The 16,588-nt window shown below is 45.7% G+C and carries 23 protein-coding genes; 8 read left to right on the top strand and 15 right to left on the bottom strand.

Annotated elements, in window-relative coordinates; translation table 11 throughout:
• Nucleotides 1-49: 49 nt before the first annotated feature.
• The 11 genes from A6E01_RS11465 to A6E01_RS11415 are packed head-to-tail and all read right to left on the bottom strand — an operon-like array spanning nucleotide 50 to nucleotide 7,741.
• Nucleotides 50-322 carry an HPr family phosphocarrier protein gene (locus A6E01_RS11465; protein ID WP_017028831.1) on the bottom strand — a complete coding sequence of 91 codons (273 nt, stop codon included), beginning with the start codon at nucleotides 320-322 and terminating at the stop codon, nucleotides 50-52.
• Nucleotides 319-1,188, bottom strand: coding sequence for an RNase adapter RapZ (gene rapZ / locus A6E01_RS11460; protein ID WP_017028830.1), 870 nt, complete (start codon nucleotides 1,186-1,188; stop codon nucleotides 319-321). The genes A6E01_RS11465 and rapZ overlap by 4 nt, the downstream gene beginning before the upstream one ends.
• A 4-nt stretch (nucleotides 1,189-1,192) precedes the next feature.
• Nucleotides 1,193-1,660 (bottom strand): PTS IIA-like nitrogen regulatory protein PtsN, encoded by a 468-nt coding sequence (gene ptsN / locus A6E01_RS11455; protein WP_017028829.1) that lies wholly within the window; start codon nucleotides 1,658-1,660, stop codon nucleotides 1,193-1,195.
• A 2-nt stretch (nucleotides 1,661-1,662) separates the two neighbouring features.
• Nucleotides 1,663-1,950, bottom strand: coding sequence for a ribosome hibernation promoting factor (gene hpf, locus A6E01_RS11450; RefSeq protein WP_017028828.1), 288 nt, complete (start codon nucleotides 1,948-1,950; stop codon nucleotides 1,663-1,665).
• A gap of 21 nt (nucleotides 1,951-1,971) precedes the next feature.
• Nucleotides 1,972-3,423, bottom strand: a complete 1,452-nt coding sequence (locus tag A6E01_RS11445) for an RNA polymerase factor sigma-54 (RefSeq protein WP_017028827.1) — start codon at nucleotides 3,421-3,423, stop codon at nucleotides 1,972-1,974.
• Between the two features lie 27 nt (nucleotides 3,424-3,450).
• Complete coding sequence (gene lptB, locus A6E01_RS11440) at nucleotides 3,451-4,176, bottom strand: LPS export ABC transporter ATP-binding protein (RefSeq protein ID WP_017028826.1); 726 nt, start codon at nucleotides 4,174-4,176, stop codon at nucleotides 3,451-3,453.
• Nucleotides 4,177-4,183: 7 nt separating this feature from the next.
• The gene (lptA, locus tag A6E01_RS11435; RefSeq protein ID WP_017028825.1) at nucleotides 4,184-4,681 is read right to left on the bottom strand and encodes a lipopolysaccharide transport periplasmic protein LptA; all 498 of its coding nucleotides are present in this window, start codon (nucleotides 4,679-4,681) and stop codon (nucleotides 4,184-4,186) included.
• Entirely contained in the window at nucleotides 4,662-5,225 is a 564-nt protein-coding gene (lptC, locus tag A6E01_RS11430) for an LPS export ABC transporter periplasmic protein LptC (protein WP_017028824.1), read from the bottom strand. The genes lptA and lptC overlap by 20 nt, the downstream gene beginning before the upstream one ends.
• Nucleotides 5,222-5,779, bottom strand: coding sequence for a 3-deoxy-manno-octulosonate-8-phosphatase KdsC (gene kdsC / locus A6E01_RS11425; RefSeq protein ID WP_017028823.1), 558 nt, complete (start codon nucleotides 5,777-5,779; stop codon nucleotides 5,222-5,224). Before kdsC ends, lptC begins: the two co-directional genes overlap by 4 nt.
• Nucleotides 5,780-5,782: 3 nt before the next feature.
• Nucleotides 5,783-6,757 (bottom strand): arabinose-5-phosphate isomerase KdsD, encoded by a 975-nt coding sequence (gene kdsD, locus A6E01_RS11420; protein ID WP_017028822.1) that lies wholly within the window; start codon nucleotides 6,755-6,757, stop codon nucleotides 5,783-5,785.
• Nucleotides 6,758-6,781: 24 nt separating this feature from the next.
• Nucleotides 6,782-7,741: a calcium/sodium antiporter gene (locus tag A6E01_RS11415; RefSeq protein ID WP_017028821.1), complete on the bottom strand. Its 960-nt coding sequence runs from the start codon at nucleotides 7,739-7,741 to the stop codon at nucleotides 6,782-6,784.
• 189 nt (nucleotides 7,742-7,930) lie between these two features.
• On the opposite strand from A6E01_RS11415, the gene mlaF reads away from it, so the two are divergent.
• The 8 genes from mlaF to A6E01_RS11375 all read left to right on the top strand — a co-directional run bounded on the left by mlaF (nucleotide 7,931) and on the right by A6E01_RS11375 (nucleotide 13,465).
• Nucleotides 7,931-8,734, top strand: a complete 804-nt coding sequence (gene mlaF, locus A6E01_RS11410) for a phospholipid ABC transporter ATP-binding protein MlaF (RefSeq protein ID WP_017028820.1) — start codon at nucleotides 7,931-7,933, stop codon at nucleotides 8,732-8,734.
• On the top strand, nucleotides 8,734-9,522 hold the full coding sequence (mlaE, locus tag A6E01_RS11405; RefSeq protein ID WP_237334521.1) for a lipid asymmetry maintenance ABC transporter permease subunit MlaE: 789 nt from the start codon (nucleotides 8,734-8,736) through the stop codon (nucleotides 9,520-9,522). The genes mlaF and mlaE overlap by 1 nt, the downstream gene beginning before the upstream one ends.
• A gap of 2 nt (nucleotides 9,523-9,524) precedes the next feature.
• Nucleotides 9,525-10,004 (top strand): outer membrane lipid asymmetry maintenance protein MlaD, encoded by a 480-nt coding sequence (gene mlaD / locus A6E01_RS11400; RefSeq protein ID WP_017028818.1) that lies wholly within the window; start codon nucleotides 9,525-9,527, stop codon nucleotides 10,002-10,004.
• Nucleotides 10,005-10,006: 2 nt separating this feature from the next.
• Nucleotides 10,007-10,648: a phospholipid-binding protein MlaC gene (mlaC, locus tag A6E01_RS11395; protein ID WP_065210248.1), complete on the top strand. Its 642-nt coding sequence runs from the start codon at nucleotides 10,007-10,009 to the stop codon at nucleotides 10,646-10,648.
• Nucleotides 10,648-10,980 (top strand): STAS domain-containing protein, encoded by a 333-nt coding sequence (locus A6E01_RS11390; protein WP_017028816.1) that lies wholly within the window; start codon nucleotides 10,648-10,650, stop codon nucleotides 10,978-10,980. Before mlaC ends, A6E01_RS11390 begins: the two co-directional genes overlap by 1 nt.
• Nucleotides 10,973-11,227 (top strand): BolA family iron metabolism protein IbaG, encoded by a 255-nt coding sequence (gene ibaG / locus A6E01_RS11385; RefSeq protein WP_017028814.1) that lies wholly within the window; start codon nucleotides 10,973-10,975, stop codon nucleotides 11,225-11,227. Before A6E01_RS11390 ends, ibaG begins: the two co-directional genes overlap by 8 nt.
• A gap of 9 nt (nucleotides 11,228-11,236) precedes the next feature.
• Entirely contained in the window at nucleotides 11,237-12,505 is a 1,269-nt protein-coding gene (gene murA / locus A6E01_RS11380) for a UDP-N-acetylglucosamine 1-carboxyvinyltransferase (protein ID WP_017243823.1), read from the top strand.
• 216 nt (nucleotides 12,506-12,721) lie between these two features.
• Nucleotides 12,722-13,465, top strand: coding sequence for a 1-acylglycerol-3-phosphate O-acyltransferase (locus A6E01_RS11375; RefSeq protein ID WP_017028812.1), 744 nt, complete (start codon nucleotides 12,722-12,724; stop codon nucleotides 13,463-13,465).
• Nucleotides 13,466-13,521: 56 nt separating this feature from the next.
• Here the strand turns inward: A6E01_RS11375 and A6E01_RS11370 are convergent, their stop codons facing one another.
• The 4 genes from A6E01_RS11370 to A6E01_RS11355 form a co-directional block, all read right to left on the bottom strand.
• Nucleotides 13,522-13,911 (bottom strand): RidA family protein, encoded by a 390-nt coding sequence (locus tag A6E01_RS11370; RefSeq protein WP_017028811.1) that lies wholly within the window; start codon nucleotides 13,909-13,911, stop codon nucleotides 13,522-13,524.
• 37 nt (nucleotides 13,912-13,948) lie between these two features.
• On the bottom strand, nucleotides 13,949-14,410 hold the full coding sequence (gene pyrI / locus A6E01_RS11365; RefSeq protein ID WP_017028810.1) for an aspartate carbamoyltransferase regulatory subunit: 462 nt from the start codon (nucleotides 14,408-14,410) through the stop codon (nucleotides 13,949-13,951).
• 16 nt (nucleotides 14,411-14,426) lie between these two features.
• The gene (pyrB, locus tag A6E01_RS11360) at nucleotides 14,427-15,356 is read right to left on the bottom strand and encodes an aspartate carbamoyltransferase (protein ID WP_026026184.1); all 930 of its coding nucleotides are present in this window, start codon (nucleotides 15,354-15,356) and stop codon (nucleotides 14,427-14,429) included.
• Nucleotides 15,357-15,560: 204 nt separating this feature from the next.
• On the bottom strand, nucleotides 15,561-16,565 hold the full coding sequence (locus A6E01_RS11355) for an ornithine carbamoyltransferase (protein WP_017032857.1): 1,005 nt from the start codon (nucleotides 16,563-16,565) through the stop codon (nucleotides 15,561-15,563).
• Nucleotides 16,566-16,588 lie beyond the last annotated feature (23 nt).

Genomic DNA, 16,588 nt, shown 5'->3' with positions numbered 1-16,588 from the left:
TAATAAGTTATTAGAGCTAAAAGATAAAATTAACTTGAGTGGGCGAAAACTATTCGTCTTCCTCAAACTTTCCTTCGATAAGCGAGCAGATGGCGTTCAGAGCTTGCGATGCCTCAGCACCATCGGCCGTGACTGTTACGTGCTCACCTTGAGCAGACTCAAGCATCAATAAGGCCATTACACTGTCTGCTTCAGCACTGCTTTCTTCGTTATGAACGCTGACCTTAGCATCGAAACTTTGTGCCAATTCGACCAGTTTAACGGCAGCGCGCGCATGCAAGCCTAGCTTATTAACGATAAGCAGGGTGCGAGATTCTGTCATTGGCCTTTCTCCAATTCGTTGTGACGAATCAGTACGTGTTGGCCTTGTTTTAGGAAGTGTTCACCGATTTGCTGAGTTAGAAAAACGGAACGATGTTTACCGCCAGTACAACCTATAGCCACAGTAAGATAACTACGATTATTCTTTTCTAAAGAGGGTAGCCAACGCTCGATGAAGGCCTGTATCTGACCCTTGAGTTCAACCACATCCTCAAAGCCAAACAAGTAGTCTTGAATGGGCTTATCTAAACCCGTAAGAGGGCGAAGTTCTGGTTCCCAGTGAGGGTTCGGTAGGAATCGTACATCAAACACATAATCGACATCTGAGGGCAGGCCGTGCTTGAAACCAAAGGATTGGAACACCATGACCAACTCTTGGCCATCGCGACCTAGAATGCGTTTACGCACCATCTCGCTCAGCTCATGAATAGAAAGCTTACTGCTATCGATGACCAGGTCAGCTTGCTCTTTAAGTGCGGAGAGCAGTCGCTTCTCTTCTACTATGGCTTGCTGCAATGAGCGTGAATCTTCAACGAGAGAGAGCGGGTGAATCCTTCGAGTTTCGCTGTATCGTTTAACCAGCGTTTCTTCATTGGCTTCGAGATACAAGACGGTTACCTGAACCGAATCATCAAGGGTTGTCAGTACAGCAGCAACTTGACTTGGATTTGTCGGTAGGTTGCGAATATCAATACTGACTGCAACCTTTCTTTGCTGTGGGCTCAGACCATCAACAAAAGCGCTAAGCAGCGTTACCGGAAGGTTATCAACACAGTAGTAGCCAATATCTTCTAGAGCACGTAAGGCAACACTCTTGCCACCACCGGAGTTACCGCTGACAACAACTAGCTGGCGTGGTTCGGACATCTATTTATCCCTTTGGACACTCAATCGATTCAGAGATCATGATCTCGAATAGTTCTTCGTCGGACTTGGCATGACGAAGTTGTTTGAGGATTTTCTTGTCGTTAAGGCGTTCAGCCATACAAGAAAGGGTTTTAAGGTGTTCTTTGCACTGGTCTTCAGGAACAAGTAGCGCAAACAACAGATCAACCGGACGATTATCGATGGCATCAAATTCAATGGCCTCATCACACTGCAGGAGCACAGCAATCGCCTTGTCTGAATTACTCATACGTGCGTGAGGGATAGCAATGCCATTGCCAATACCGGTACTACCTAGCTTTTCTCTGCCCAGCATGCATTCAAACAGGTCCGTTGAATCATGACCTGTGTGTGTGGCTGCGATTTGACTGATGAGTTCTAGTGCGCGCTTCTTACTCGTACAATGGACTGCACTTTTAGTGCAGTCCAACGACAATACTTCATTAATTTGCATGGTTAGTGATTACTTAACTTTTCTTTATGCTTGGTCAGCTGGCGTACTAGCTTATCAACTAGTGCATCGATAGCAGCGTACATGTTGTCTTCTTCTGCTGCTGCATGAATATCGCCTTGGCTAACGTGTAATGTGGCTTCTGCGATATGATTAACTTTCTCGAGTTTTAAGATCACGTGCACATTGGTGATGTGCTCGAAGAAACGCTCTAATTTTTGAAACTTGGTATCAACGTACTCTTGAAGTGACTCTGTAAGCTCTACATGATGGCCTTTGATATTGATTTGCATAAGCGTTCCTTCTAGTGATGCCTAAACTAGGCGTTTTCGCTGACTCGACGGGGCAATACCCAGTGATTCACGGTATTTTGCCACGGTGCGTCTCGCTACCTTCACCCCTTGTTCAGCGAGTAGGGTGGCAATTTTGTTATCGCTCAATGGTTTAGCACTGTTCTCTTCGGCTACCAATTTTTTGATTAATGCTCTGATAGCTGTCGAGGACTTGTCCTCACCTTCATCATTGCTGACGTGACTTGAGAAGAAATATTTTAGCTCAAAAATACCACGCGGTGTGTGCATATATTTCTGAGTTGTGACACGTGAAATAGTCGACTCGTGCATATCAATAGCTTGCGCAACGTCGTTCAATATCATCGGTTGCATGGCTTCTTCGCCCTTGTCGAAAAACTCTTGTTGAGTCTCGACAATGCATCTAGCAACTTTGAGCAGAGTATCATTACGACTCTCTAAACTCTTAATGAGCCACTTTGCTTCTTGAAGCTGGTCTTTGATGTATTGATTGTCATCGCTATTTGCACCGGTAATGGTCGCGTAATGCTGATTAACTTCTAGTTTAGGTGTACTCGTGTTATTGAGAAATACCGTCCACTTACCATTCACTTTTATCACATTAACATCAGGTATCACGTACTCGATGTCGTTTTCACCAATTTGGCTTCCCGGTCGCGGATCGAGTTGCTGAATTAGCTGTAAAACCGCGATCAAATCACTCTCTTTGAGCTTAGTTTCTTTAACGATCATTTTGTAGTCGCGATTGGCTAAATGTTCGATATAGTTTTCTAAGATCTCGCAAGCCTGTTGCTTACGCGGAGTATCGTCAGGGAGAGCATTAAGCTGCAGTAACAAACACTCTTGTAGGTTACGCGAACCCACCCCTAAAGGTTCAAATTGTTGAACGCGTTTAAGCACTGCGATAGTTTCATCTTCTTCGATGTCGGGAAGAGACAAGCTCGCGGTAATGTCAGCAGTGGTAAGGGTTAGAAAGCCTCTGTCATCGATAGCATCGATGATGGCTATTGCAATGGCATGGTCTGTTTCGGTAAAGGGAGTGAGCTCCAATTGCCATAACAGATGGTCATACAAGCTGGTTTGGGTCTCGCCTTGATAAATGGGTAATTCATCATCCGCTGCGATACCCGTATTACCTGAATTAGAGCTGTAAACGTCTTCCCATGAAGTGTCCATCGCCAAGTCTTCACCAATGGAATTAGATGCCATCAGTTCTGCACTATCTTGAGCGCTCGTTTCAGTGGCGTTTTCTGTCGATGTGTCTTGTGAGGAATCTGTTTTTTCTTCGGTTTGATTGTTGTCTTCTACAACTTGAAGAAGTGGATTGGAATCTAGGGCTTCCTGAATCTCTTGCTGAAGCTCAAGGCTCGACAGTTGCAACAGCCTAATCGCTTGCTGCAACTGAGGGGTCATAGCGAGCTGCTGACCAAATTTGAGTTGTAATGCCGCTTTCATGATAATGAGTCGCCCGAAACGAACCGTCTACAGACGGAACTGTTCACCAAGGTAAACTTTCTTAACCTGGTCGTTGCTTAGGACTTGCTCAGGGGTTCCTTCTGCTATTAGGTGTCCTTGGCTAACAATGTAGGCGCGTTCACATACGTCTAATGTTTCACGAACGTTGTGGTCAGTGATGAGTACACCTAGGCCACGGTCTCGTAAATGTTCTATGATCTTTTTGATATCGATAACAGAGATTGGATCAACACCAGCAAAGGGTTCATCTAGCAAGATAAACTGTGGATTTGCAGCTAGCGCTCGAGCGATTTCTACACGGCGACGTTCGCCACCAGAAAGTGCCATACCGTTACTCTTGCGAATGTGCTGAATATTAAACTCGTCGAGCAACTCTTCTAGCTTCTCGTCTCGCTCTTGCTTGGATATCTCGTTGCGAGTTTGCAATACGGCATAGATGTTATCTTCAACAGAAAGCTTTCTGAATATGGAAGCTTCTTGAGGCAAATAGCCGATACCCATTCTTGAGCGGCTATGCATAGGAAGAATACTAATGTCCTGATCGTCAATGAGGATCTGACCTTCATCGCGAGCCACTAGGCCTACAATCATGTAGAACGATGTCGTTTTACCCGCACCGTTAGGCCCTAATAGACCCACGATTTGTCCTGATTCTACTTGCAGACTCACGTCAGCAACCACTTTGCGGTTCTTGTAGCTTTTCGCTAGGTGTTCAGCTTTGAGTATTGCCATAGGTTGACTATTTCTTCTCTTTTGGCTGTGGCTGTAATACCGTTGAAACTCGAGAGCCCTCGCCACTTTCGGCGATCATTTTCTCGGTAGTAATATGGTATACGATGCGCTGACCATTAATTGTACTGTCATCCTGAGCCAGCATCGCCTGCTTGACCATGGTTAATTGGTCTTCAGACATGTTGTAGTAGAGCTCTTCTGCGTGACCGCGAATGGTTTTACCGTCATCAGTAAGTTGAGAGAACTTAGCTAGCTCTCCATAGGCTTCGATTTCTTTGATTGAGCCATCTTCTGGATTACGGAAAACAATGACTTTATCGCCCTCAACATTGATGCTTCCTTGGCGCATTTTTACATCGCCAATAAAGGTCACTTTGTTGCTCTTCATGTCGAGGTGCTGACTGTCTGAGTCGATGTAAACCGGTTGCTCTGAATCTGTTGATAGCGCGAGAGCAGCAGGAGACAGCAATATTCCTAGTAAAAGACTAAGGCTGAGAGTTTTCATAGATCCCTTGTACACTATTGAACAGCACCGCTTCATTGTCATCCAGGTTGCCCTCTAGTGCTTGGCCAATATTCACAAACTGTGGCCCTTCTAGAGTAACTTGAACGTCAGAGTTGAAGTCTTTGGTGTCCAGTTCAATTGTCATTTTGTCTGTAGTTAATGTTTCAAAGCTGGCGTCGGGCAGTAAGTTGGTCGCAATGACATTACCTTCCAGCGTCAGGTGATGATTTTTATCTAAAACGGCTTTATCTGAAACTACTTGCCACTCTTCGACAATCCCCTCACGATACACATACATCACGAGGTTATCAAATAAGGTATCACCACTGTCGGCATAATGCTCGAGCTTCTCTGAGGTGATCTTGTAATTACGAATACCCTCTAGGTCATAATTGGTATTCGTCACTAATCGCCCTGTAAACATAGGCAGTTCGGCACTCGGCTCCACCTGAATGACCATTTGTTCTTGATTTGTCAGTAAGTAGTAACCGGAAAAACAGATGACTCCGATTAGCACTATCTGAAAAATGCGAGAACCCGTCATATACTCAAGCCTTTGTGTTGCTCAAGTTCACCCCTAGCTTCTAGGATGAGATCGCAGACTTCGCGCACTGCGCCGTGTCCGCCTTTAATCTTGGTGACGTAGTTGGCACGCTGAACCAATAATGGGTGTCCATCATTGACGCATACCTTGAGAGCAACCTTATCCATTACAGGCCAGTCAATCAGGTCATCACCGATGTATCCGGTATGTTCTGGTTGAATACCTAACTTATCTACGATGTCGTTGTAGGCTTTGATTTTGTCATCTTGGCCCTGATAGATAAGAGATATACCTAAAGCGCGCATACGGTTTTCAACGATTTGCGATTTGCGACCAGTAACGATGGCGACTTCAATTCCTGCGTTCATCAGCGACTTCACACCATAGCCATCTCGGGTGTGAAAGGTTTTTAATTCTTCGCCATCATTGCCCATGTAAACAAGGCCGTCAGAAAAGACGCCATCCACATCACAGATGAGTAGTTTTATCTCTTTTGCTATGGCAAAAACAGATGTTGAAACTGGACCGTATAGAGAGTTGACCATTTCAGTCATGAATTACATTACTCCGGCTTTAAGAAGGTCGTGCATATTGAGAGCACCAACCAGTTTGTCGTCTTCACATAGTAATAAGGCTGTGATGCTGCGTTCTTGCATCATATTCAACCCTTCAACCGCCAATAGAGATGGCGAGGCAAAGCTTGGATTCTTTGACATTACATCACCAATCTTAGTGCTGTGAATGTCAATACGCTTATCTAAAAGGCGTCGTAAATCACCATCGGTGAATATGCCTTGGATTTTGTCCTGATCATCAACAATGGCCGTCATGCCTAAGCCTTTTTGGCTGATTTCAATCAGGGCATCCTTAATCAAAGCGCCTGCTTTAACTTTAGGAACTGCTGAGCCAGTGTGCATAATGTTTTCTAATTTTAATAACAACTTGCGACCCAGTGCACCACCCGGATGAGACAGTGCAAAGTCCTCAGCGGTAAAGCCTCTCGCCTGCATCAGAGCCATAGCTAAGGCATCGCCCATCACCAAGGTAGCGGTTGTGCTGCTCGTTGGTGCTAACTCTCTAGGACAAGCTTCTTGAGGAACGGCGATACACAGGTGAATATCACCCAGTTTAGCCATGTTTGAGTTTGGCTTACCTGTCATGCTGATGATCTGAATGTTCAGACGCTTCAATACTGGAAACAGCGATAAAATCTCAGAAGATTCACCAGAATTGGAGATAGCGATAACGATATCTCCTTGAGCAATCATACCAAGGTCGCCGTGTGCTGCTTCTCCTGGGTGAACAAAAAAGGCAGAGGTGCCCGTACTTGCCAATGTGGCTGCAATCTTGTTACCAATATGGCCAGATTTACCCATACCCATTACCACAACCTTGCCGTGCTTGTTTTCTAATATGGCATCACAGGCACGATTGAAATCGGCATTAAAATATTGAGACAGCTGAGTCAGTCCTGCAATTTCTATATCTAGAACTTCTTGTGCAGCTTTTTGATAGTCAAATTTTGAAGACACGGTTGATTCCTTTGATGTTCAATTTTATACGTTCATGATCAAGTAGCCTTGATAGGCGATGAATAACAGGAACAGGATACTACCTTCGATTCGGTTGATGCTTCTGGACTTACCGAGCGCCATCACCACTAATAGCAAAGAAACGCCTAGCATCACCCAAAAATCACGGTTCATCGCGTCTTCGTTGAGGAATGATGGATTAAGAAGGCCTGGAATACCCATTACAGCAAGAATATTAAATACATTTGAGCCGATGATGTTACCCACTGCCATGTCATCTTCGCCTTTCATCACACCGGCAAGAGAAGCCGCTAGCTCAGGAAGGCTGGTACCCACTGCGATAATCGTCAGGCCGATAACCAAATCACTCATGCCAAAGTACTTGGCAATGATGACAGCATTGTTGACCAGTAGATCTGCTGAAATAGGCAAGACGATAAGACCCACAACGACCCAAAAAATGGCTTTTTTATTTTCTACGCCATCGGGTACTTCAGACTCTTGCTCGCTGATCATGGTATCGCCCTTGAGCTTCTCTGCGCGCGAGATACGTAGCATGGTGATGATGAATGCGGCAAACAACACGACCAACAATACACCTTCCATAAAACCTAGGTAGTGGTTCCACATGATGCCGCCGGCAACCAAGGTCACACCTATCATTAGAGGCAGTTCGCGACGCAATACGCCAGAGCTTACTGAAAGTGGTTTAACTAGCGCAGTGATACCGAGAATAAGGGCGATGTTTGCGATGTTAGAGCCCAGCACGTTACCTACCGCAGTATCGGTTTTACCTTCTAGAGCCGCCGTTGCAGATACCATCATTTCAGGAGCAGAAGAGCCCATGGCAAGAATGGTCATACCGATGACTAGTGGAGAAATCCCGAAGTTTCTGGCCAGGGCTGCGGAACCGAATACCAGTCTATCGGCACTCCATACCAGCAAGATTAAGCCAACGATAAGAAGACAAATCGCTACGATCATTAGTGGACTCTTTATTAATTGATGCGAGTTAAACAGTGATTTTGACGTTAAGCTGTCAAAAAGGGAAGATTTTAGACAAATTATTTACACATAAGTCTAATAAAATTCCTATGATTAAGTCGAGCAACTAACTGATTTATTCAACCTTTTTAATATTTTGCGCGTACAGAGTCTGGACAAGGAGTGTCGATGGCTGAACCAAATCCCAAAATCATTCTCAATAATGTCACCTTCTCGCGTGGCAATAGGGTGATTTTTGATGACATCAGTCTGTCGATTCCAGAAGGGAAGATCACGGCAATTATGGGACCGTCGGGCATTGGTAAAACCACACTATTGAAGCTCATTGGTGGGCAGATTCAGCCCGATAGCGGAGAGATATGGTTTGAAGACCGTAATATTCCAGCGCTGAGCCGAGGGTTGCTATACCAAACCCGAAAGAAAATGAGCATGCTGTTTCAGTCGGGGGCACTGTTTACCGACCTGACCGTTTTTGACAACGTCGCCTTTCCTATTCGTGAGCATACGACTTTGCCCGAGTCGCTCATTCACACCATAGTACTTTTGAAGTTGGAAGCGGTTGGTTTGAGAGGTGCTGCAGACTTAATGCCTAGCGAACTGTCTGGAGGTATGACGCGAAGAGTGGCTCTAGCTCGAGCAATAGCGCTGGACCCTGAAGTGGTCATGTACGATGAACCTTTTGTGGGGCAAGACCCTATTACTATGGGGGTGCTGGTGGAGTTGATTCAAAAGCTCAACCAAGCCTTGGGCATTACCTCTATCGTGGTTTCGCATGATGTACCTGAGGTAATGAGTATCGCGGATTATGTGTATTTGATGGCGGATAAGAAGATCATAGCCAAAGGAAACCCGTTAGAGATTGAGCAAAGCGCCGATCCAAGGGTTCAGCAGTTTTTGCAAGGCAATGCGGATGGTGCGGTGCCCTTTGCGTTTCCATCACAGCAATTAGAAAAGGACTTGTTTCTGCGATGATGTCTAAAGTGGTTAACAAGGTGGCTGATTTTGGCGCTTCAGGAGTGAGGCTAAGCCGCTCTTTTGGTAGAGCGACCTTTATGATGCTCGGTGCTTTGTTTAGTAAACCTGAGCCGTTAAAAAGCTTCCCTCTGCTGATCAAGCAGCTTCACTCGGTTGGTGTGCAATCCTTGGCCATCATTATGGTGTCAGGGCTGTTTATCGGCATGGTGTTGAGCCTTCAAGGTTATGTCGTGCTCGTCGATTATGGTGCAGAAGGCAGCTTGGGGCAGATGGTTGCCTTGTCGCTATTGCGAGAGTTGGGTCCTGTGGTCACTGCTCTACTGTTTGCTGGGCGTGCGGGCTCAGCGTTGACCGCTGAAATAGGTTTAATGAAGGCAACAGAACAGTTATCAAGCCTAGAGATGATGGCTGTCGATCCACTAAAACGCATCATTAATCCAAGATTTTGGGCCGGTGTGATATCGATGCCACTACTTACTATGATTTTTATTGCCATTGGCATCTTAGGTGGCCAGTTTGTGGGTGTTGATTGGAAGGGCATCGACCACGGAAGTTTTTGGTCAGCAATGCAGTCTTCTGTGGAATTAGGCAGAGATATTGGCAACAGCCTCATTAAGTCTTTGGTATTTGCTATTACCGTGGTTTGGATTGCTTTGTTCAATGGCTATGACGCAGTGCCTACTTCAGAGGGCATCAGTCAAGCAACTACTCGCACAGTAGTGCATTCATCTCTAGCCGTATTGGGGCTAGATTTTGTGCTTACCGCATTAATGTTTGGAAGTTAAGTATGAGTCAATCAAGGAAGTTAGAGTTTTGGGTCGGTAGTTTTATGATCCTTGGCATCATAGCGGTGCTATTTATGGTGCTGAAGGTTGCTGATGTAAAGTCAATAGGAAGCCAAGACAGCTATAAGTTAAGAGCTTATTTCGACAATATAGGTAGCCTTAAGGTGCGCTCCCCGGTCAAGGTCGGTGGGGTAGTGGTAGGGCGAGTATCGGATATTAGCTTAGATACCGAGTACTATACTCCCATAGTGACCCTTTCGATTGGCGAAAACTATGGTCATTTTCCTGATACCTCAAGTGCACATATCTTGACCTCAGGCCTAATAGGGGAGCAATACATTAGCTTGATACCTGGCTTTATTGACGAGGATGTAGACTTACTCGCAGATGGTGACCTGATAGAGGATACTAAATCGGCACTGGTGCTTGAGGATTTGATTGGACAGTTCTTATATAGCGTTGGTGATGGCTCAGGAGAATAAGTATGAAATGCATTCTTAGATTTATCTCATTGATTTTAATGCTTTGTTCGCCGATTGTCTTGGGCGCAACTATTGATAAAACTCAGCCGTATCAGATGATGGAGCAAGTTGGGAGCAATACGTTTGACAGACTCAAAAATGAGCAGACGCAATTAAGAGAATCTCCAGACCAACTTAAAGTTGTCGTAGAAGAAGAGCTAATGCCGTACGTTAATGACCGTTATGCAGGCTTAAAGGTATTAGGGAGTTACCTGAAAAAAGCTGATAAAGCCGAAGTGGCTGACTTCTTGGTGGCCTTTCGTGAGTATTTGGTCACCTCATACGCACAGGTGCTTACCCAATACAAAGACCAACAGATTAATTACTCAAAATCTAAACCTATAAGAGCTGACCAACGTATCGTGTCTATTCCGGTTGAAATTGTGCAAGGTGATCGCCCACCGATTAAGATTGAATTTAAGTGGCGTAAAGATAAGAAAACCGGCGAGTGGCAAGCCTTTGATATGGTGGCTGAAGGTGTCAGTCTGATATCCAGCAAGCAATCCGAGTGGGGCGGAAAGATCCGTAGTGATGGCCTTCCTGCGGTAACAGAAGAGCTAGCAAGGCTTGCTAAGACTCCAATTCGCTATGAGCCTGCAAAATAATGAGCACTACAGCGTCTTGGATCGTCATTGATGAACAGCATGCCGAGATTAGTGGTGTGTTAAATAGAAACAGTGTTCCGCAGCTTTGGCAGCAGATATTGCAATGGTCCCCAAGTGCAGAGCGGCTAGAAATCAACCTAAATGAGGTGCTAAATTCCGATTCTGCGGCAATGGCACTCATTCTGCACTTAATTGAACATGCAAAAAATTGTAACTGCCATATAATGTTGCGATCTGTACCAAATAAACTGCTTACACTATTTGAAGTAAGTAATGCAATGCCGTTACTGGCGGGGCATATAGAAATCGAGATTGAGGGTAAAAGTGGATAGTACACAAGTTAAGAAATTGCTCGACGACGCGTTGCAGCTAGCAGAAATTCATGTGAAAGGCGAAGGTAGCCACTATGAGGTCATTGCCGTTGACGAATCTTTTGACGGTATGAGTCGTGTTAAGAAGCAACAGCTTATCTATGCACCTTTGATGGAATACATCCAACGCAATGATATCCACGCGGTATCAATCAAAGCTTTTACTCCTGATGAGTGGCAGCGCGATAAAAAACTTATGTCGCTTTAAGGATAAGTAATGGAAAAATTTCGAGTAACTGGATCGTCGGCACCACTCAGTGGTGAGGTTTCGATTTCTGGCGCTAAAAATGCGGCTTTACCTATTTTATTCTCTGCGATCTTAGCAGAAGAGCCTGTATCGCTGCACAACGTACCTAAACTGCGTGACATCGATACAAGCATGGCACTGCTGCAGCAGTTGGGTGCAAAAGCATCACGCGATGGCGATACCACCACTTTGCAGGTAGATTCATCGGGCATCAACGAATTCTGTGCTCCTTATGAGCTAGTAAAAACCATGCGTGCATCAATTTGGGCGTTGGGCCCACTAGTGGCAAGATTTGGCGAAGGCCAAGTGAGTCTGCCGGGTGGCTGTGCTATCGGCGCACGCCCTGTGGATTTGCACATTCAGGGGCTTGAGCATCTTGGCGCAGAAATCACTCTAGAAGATGGCTATGTGAAAGCTAAGGTTGATGGGCGCTTAAAGGGCTCACACATCGTAATGGATAAAGTGAGCGTAGGCGCTACTATCACCATTATGAGCGCAGCAACACTAGCAGAAGGCACTACGGTTTTGGACAACGCGGCTCGTGAGCCTGAGATTGTTGATACCGCTGAGTTTTTAAATACTTTAGGTGCAAAAATCTCGGGTGCAGGCACGGATACGATTACTATCGAGGGTGTAGAGCGTCTTGGTGGTGGTGAGCATACCGTTGTTCCTGATCGCATCGAAACCGGTACCTTCCTTGTGGCTGCTGCTGTGTCAGGTGGCAAGGTCGTGTGTCGCAATACTCGTGCATCTTTGCTCGAAGCCGTTTTAGCGAAGCTAGAAGAGGCGGGCGCTAAGGTTGAAACCGGAGAAGATTGGATCTCTGCTGATATGACAGGTCGTGAGCTTAAGGCTATCACTGTTCGTACAGCCCCACACCCAGGTTTCCCGACCGACATGCAAGCGCAGTTTACTCTGCTTAACATGATGGCTAAAGGTGGCGGTGTCATTACTGAAACCATCTTTGAGAACCGCTTCATGCATGTGCCTGAACTGCAGCGTATGGGCGCAAAAGCAGAAATCGAAGGCCACACAGTGATTTGTGGTGATAGTGATGAGCTAAGTGGTACTCAGGTTATGGCAACAGACCTTCGTGCATCAGCGAGTTTGGTGATTGCAGGTTGCATCGCTAAGGGCGAAACAATCGTCGATCGTATTTACCACATTGATCGTGGTTATGATCGCATTGAACATAAGCTCAGCTTGCTGGGTGCCAATATCGAAAGGTTTAGTGACTAATTAGGTTATTTAGATGCTATTTCAGGCCGAAACCATATGGTTTCGGCTTTTTTATTTGGTAGACTTGTAGGGCTAAATACCGCTATTGTCTGCGGGCTTATGCAATTAGCCCTAGGTCAACATGGGCCGCAACCTTCTTAAAGAATAATGTCCCCGAGATTTGGATATGTCGGGTATAACCATATAACTGCGAAGGATATCGCTAGGAATGAAACAATGATTGCTTTACTGCGCATATTTATGGTCGCAATTTTTGCTGTACTGATGTTTGTGTTTGGCTGTGGCTACTGCCTATTTAGCCCTAGAAACCCAAAACACGTATTTAGATTTGGTCGCTACTTTGGCGCAATGCACCGCGTATTTGGTATCAAGTTGGAACTGCGTCTTCCTGAAGATGCTTATAAGCGTGGTCAGGCAACCTATATCGCTAATCACCAGAACTCATGGGATCTGTTTACTGTATCTTCTGCGGTGACCCCAAACGTAGTAACAGTAGGTAAGAAAAGTCTGCTTTGGTTACCACTGTTTGGTCAGCTTTATTGGCTAACGGGTAATATCTTGATTGACCGAGCTAACCGCTCAAAAGCCATGGGCACGATTGATCAGGTGGTCGATAAGATGAAGCAAACTCGCTTGTCAGTATGGATGTTCCCTGAAGGGACGCGTTCACGCGGACGTGGTTTACTGCCATTTAAGACCGGTGCTTTTCATGCCGCGATTGGCGCTGAGACCCCCATCATTCCTATTGTATGTAGCACGACTCAAGATAAGGTAAAACTGAATCGTTGGAATAACGGTCACGTTATTATTGAGATGCTACCACCAGTGGATACATCACAATACAGTAAGTCTAATGTGCGCGAACTTGCAGAGCTTTGTCGTAGTCAGATGGAAGCGAAGCTGAAAGACTTGGATGAAGAAGTCGACGCAAGAAATGCCGCTGACGGCGCGAAAAACTAAACAAGAAAAAAGGGAGCCGAGGCTCCCTTTTTAGTCATTCGCAAAAGCAGATCGTCTTATTTGCGAACTGCAATCGCTTCGATCTCGATGCCTACATCTTTTGGAAGACGAGCAACCTCTACACAAGAGCGAGCAGGGTAGTTTGCTACGTTATGCTCGTCGAAGAACTTACCGTATACCTCGTTGACTGTACCGAAGTCATTTAGGTCTTTAACGAATACCGTCATCTTAACGATGTCAGTAACAGTTAGACCTGATGATTCAACCACAGCTTTTACGTTCTCTAGAGACTGTCTCGCTTGCTCTGCAATATCAGAAGACACTTCGCCTGTCTCTGGGTTTACAGGGATCTGACCTGAAGTCATTACCATGCCGCCTAGGTCAACACCTTGAACATAAGGGCCGATTGCTGCTGGAGCATTGTCAGTATGCAGTACTTTCGTCATTTTCATTCCATTTCTATTTTGTTTTAGCGAATACTAGTTATAACTCAGTGACCACTTCACGTGAATACACTTTTTCACAGTATTTGCATTTCAAACGAATGCTGTCTTTCTTTTCCACCACATTGAACTGGCTTTCTACTGGTTCGCCGTGGGTGATACAGTTGCTGTTCGGGCAAGCAAACACACCACGAACTTGGCTTGGCAGTTCAAGCTCAAGCTTCCTTACCACCTTGTAGTCTTCAATCTGATTGACTGTCGCATAAGGAGCGTAAAGGGCTAACTTGCTCGCTTGCTCTTCATTGATGAACACGTTTTCAATCTTAAGGATATCCTTCGCGCCCAGTGCCGATGAAGGCAGGTTTAAGCCAACGGTGACACGCTCGTTCGATTTTTGCATTGAGAAGAGCTTCAGTACCTTGATACCCACATGTGCAGGGATATGGTCGATTACAGTACCGTCTTTAATGGCTTCAACTTGTAATTGAGTTGGTTTAGTCATGGTTAAATCTCCTCTATTACAGGGTTTGGTTAAGAACAAGCGCTAACAGGGCTTCACGTGCATACACACCATTTTCAGCCTGCGTAAAGTAGTAGGCATGCGGTGTTTTATCGACATCAACGGTGATTTCATCAACGCGTGGTAGCGGGTGTAACACCTTTAAGTTGTCACGTGCTTCTGTCAGCAGTGCTGCTGTGAGAATGTAAGCCGACTTGATGTGCGCATACTCAGACTCGTCAAAACGTTCTTTTTGAACACGAGTCATGTACAGAATATCTAGCTCAGGAATGACGCTTTCCATATCCGTATGCAGGCTATATTGAATGCCTGATTCATCTAGCTCTTCGCAGATGTAATCTGGCATGGCTAACGCTTCTGGTGCAATAAAGTAGAAGCGAACGTTGTTAAACTTCGCCAATGCTTGAGTAAGAGAGTGCACAGTACGACCGTATTTAAGGTCGCCAACAAAGGCAACGTTAAGGTTGTCTAGACGGCCTTGAGTTTCGTAGATTGAGAACAGGTCGAGTAAGGTTTGCGTAGGGTGTTGGTTTGAACCATCACCAGCATTGATCACTGGAACGCCGTTGGAAAACTCAGATGCTAGTCGCGCTGCACCTTCTTGAGGGTGGCGCATTACAAATGCGTCAACGTAGGTTGAGATTACCTGTACTGAGTCCGCTAGGGTCTCACCTTTCTTAGCCAGTGAGGTATTTCCGCCGTTGTCGAAACCAATGACACTGCCGCCAACGCGTTGAATAGCGGTTTCAAATGATAGGCGTGTGCGCGTAGAAGGCTCAAAAAAGCAACTAGCGACAACCTTGTTCTTTAGCAGTGTAGGCATTGGCTCTGATTTGAGTTTTCCTGCCGTTTGCACAATAAGCTCAAGCTCTTCGCGGTTTAGCTCTGGAATGGAGATGATGTGCTTATTGAAAAGCGTGTTTTGCATGGTTTCTTCCCCTGATAGTACGCACATAAAAAAGCCCCCCTAAAAAGGGAGGCTAGAATCAATTCTGAATGAATAGGAGTGGAACACGGCGTTGGCAGTGTTCCTTAGTCACGTTTTGATTGCCACGGTGTAGCATACAACCCTCCTATTTATCGTCTGGGATTATACGCGCTAAGTATACGATCGCAAGCGTTTGCGTCAGAATTATTGACCTAAGGTGGCAACCATTACTGCCTTGATGGTGTGCATGCGATTTTCCGCTTCATCAAAGACAATTGAGTGCTCAGACTCAAAGACTTCATCGGTAACCTCAAGACCTTGCATGCCATATTTGGCGGCTATTTCTTTACCCACAGTGGTTTGGTCATCGTGGAAAGCCGGTAAGCAATGCATGAACTTAACGTGTGGGTTGCCGGTTGCCTTAATGGCATCCATATTCACTTGATAGGGCTTCATTACGGCAATGCGCTCTTCCCAAGCTTCAGCAGGCTCGCCCATAGAGACCCAAACGTCAGTGTACAAGAAATCACAGCCCTCTACGCCAGAGGCGACATCCTCAGTGAGCGTGATGGTCGCGCCGCTGCTTTGAGCGATTTCCTGACATTGCGCGACGAGCTCTTCTTCTGGCCAATAGGCTTTTGGCGCAACTAAGCGAATATCCATACCCATCTTGGCAGCGCCCACCAGTAACGAATTTCCCATGTTGTTGCGCGCATCACCAAGATAAGCAAAGCTGATTTGATGAAGCTGCTTGCCGCGTGCATGCTCCTGCATGGTTAGGAAATCTGCCAAGATTTGTGTTGGATGGAACTCGTCCGTTAGACCGTTCCAAACAGGCACGCCAGCGTACTCGCCCAGTTCTTCGACAATAGCTTGTCCGAAACCGCGATACTCGATGCCGTCATACATGCGTCCAAGGACGCGAGCGGTATCTTTCATCGACTCTTTATGGCCAATTTGAGAACCTGATGGGCCTAAATAAGAAACCTGAGCGCCCTGATCAAAGGCCGCTACCTCAAATGCACAGCGTGTTCTTGTAGAAGACTTCTCAAAAATTAGAGCGATGTTTTTTCCCTGTAATCGCTTTTGCTCTGTACCTGCATACTTAGCCTTTTTCAGGTCTGCAGATAGGTCTAATAAGAACTGAATTTCTTTTTGAGTAAAATCTAAAAGTTTTAGAAAGTTACGGTTTCTTAGGTTGTAGGCCATACGGGTTCTCTCATTCGGTGTTA

The organism is Vibrio breoganii, assembly GCF_001677275.1.
Taxonomy (GTDB): Bacteria; Pseudomonadota; Gammaproteobacteria; order Enterobacterales; family Vibrionaceae; genus Vibrio; species Vibrio breoganii.
Note: the sequence above shows the minus strand (reverse complement) of the source record. Positions and strands in the feature narration are given on the sequence as shown.

What these genes read in the sequence shown, in the direction of transcription:
- A6E01_RS11465 (WP_017028831.1), bottom strand. Translation starts at nt 322, where the DNA reads ATGACAGAATCTCGCACCCTGCTTATCGTTAATAAGCTAGGCTTGCAT.
- rapZ (WP_017028830.1), bottom strand. Translation starts at nt 1,188, where the DNA reads ATGTCCGAACCACGCCAGCTAGTTGTTGTCAGCGGTAACTCCGGTGGT.
- ptsN (WP_017028829.1), bottom strand. Translation starts at nt 1,660, where the DNA reads ATGCAAATTAATGAAGTATTGTCGTTGGACTGCACTAAAAGTGCAGTC.
- hpf (WP_017028828.1), bottom strand. Translation starts at nt 1,950, where the DNA reads ATGCAAATCAATATCAAAGGCCATCATGTAGAGCTTACAGAGTCACTT.
- A6E01_RS11445 (WP_017028827.1), bottom strand. Translation starts at nt 3,423, where the DNA reads ATGAAAGCGGCATTACAACTCAAATTTGGTCAGCAGCTCGCTATGACC.
- lptB (WP_017028826.1), bottom strand. Translation starts at nt 4,176, where the DNA reads ATGGCAATACTCAAAGCTGAACACCTAGCGAAAAGCTACAAGAACCGC.
- lptA (WP_017028825.1), bottom strand. Translation starts at nt 4,681, where the DNA reads ATGAAAACTCTCAGCCTTAGTCTTTTACTAGGAATATTGCTGTCTCCT.
- lptC (WP_017028824.1), bottom strand. Translation starts at nt 5,225, where the DNA reads ATGACGGGTTCTCGCATTTTTCAGATAGTGCTAATCGGAGTCATCTGT.
- kdsC (WP_017028823.1), bottom strand. Translation starts at nt 5,779, where the DNA reads ATGACTGAAATGGTCAACTCTCTATACGGTCCAGTTTCAACATCTGTT.
- A6E01_RS11415 (WP_017028821.1), bottom strand. Translation starts at nt 7,741, where the DNA reads ATGATCGTAGCGATTTGTCTTCTTATCGTTGGCTTAATCTTGCTGGTA.
- mlaF (WP_017028820.1), top strand. Translation starts at nt 7,931, where the DNA reads ATGGCTGAACCAAATCCCAAAATCATTCTCAATAATGTCACCTTCTCG.
- mlaE (WP_237334521.1), top strand. Translation starts at nt 8,734, where the DNA reads ATGTCTAAAGTGGTTAACAAGGTGGCTGATTTTGGCGCTTCAGGAGTG.
- mlaD (WP_017028818.1), top strand. Translation starts at nt 9,525, where the DNA reads ATGAGTCAATCAAGGAAGTTAGAGTTTTGGGTCGGTAGTTTTATGATC.
- mlaC (WP_065210248.1), top strand. Translation starts at nt 10,007, where the DNA reads ATGAAATGCATTCTTAGATTTATCTCATTGATTTTAATGCTTTGTTCG.
- A6E01_RS11390 (WP_017028816.1), top strand. Translation starts at nt 10,648, where the DNA reads ATGAGCACTACAGCGTCTTGGATCGTCATTGATGAACAGCATGCCGAG.
- murA (WP_017243823.1), top strand. Translation starts at nt 11,237, where the DNA reads ATGGAAAAATTTCGAGTAACTGGATCGTCGGCACCACTCAGTGGTGAG.
- A6E01_RS11375 (WP_017028812.1), top strand. Translation starts at nt 12,722, where the DNA reads ATGATTGCTTTACTGCGCATATTTATGGTCGCAATTTTTGCTGTACTG.
- A6E01_RS11370 (WP_017028811.1), bottom strand. Translation starts at nt 13,911, where the DNA reads ATGACGAAAGTACTGCATACTGACAATGCTCCAGCAGCAATCGGCCCT.
- pyrI (WP_017028810.1), bottom strand. Translation starts at nt 14,410, where the DNA reads ATGACTAAACCAACTCAATTACAAGTTGAAGCCATTAAAGACGGTACT.
- pyrB (WP_026026184.1), bottom strand. Translation starts at nt 15,356, where the DNA reads ATGCAAAACACGCTTTTCAATAAGCACATCATCTCCATTCCAGAGCTA.
- A6E01_RS11355 (WP_017032857.1), bottom strand. Translation starts at nt 16,565, where the DNA reads ATGGCCTACAACCTAAGAAACCGTAACTTTCTAAAACTTTTAGATTTT.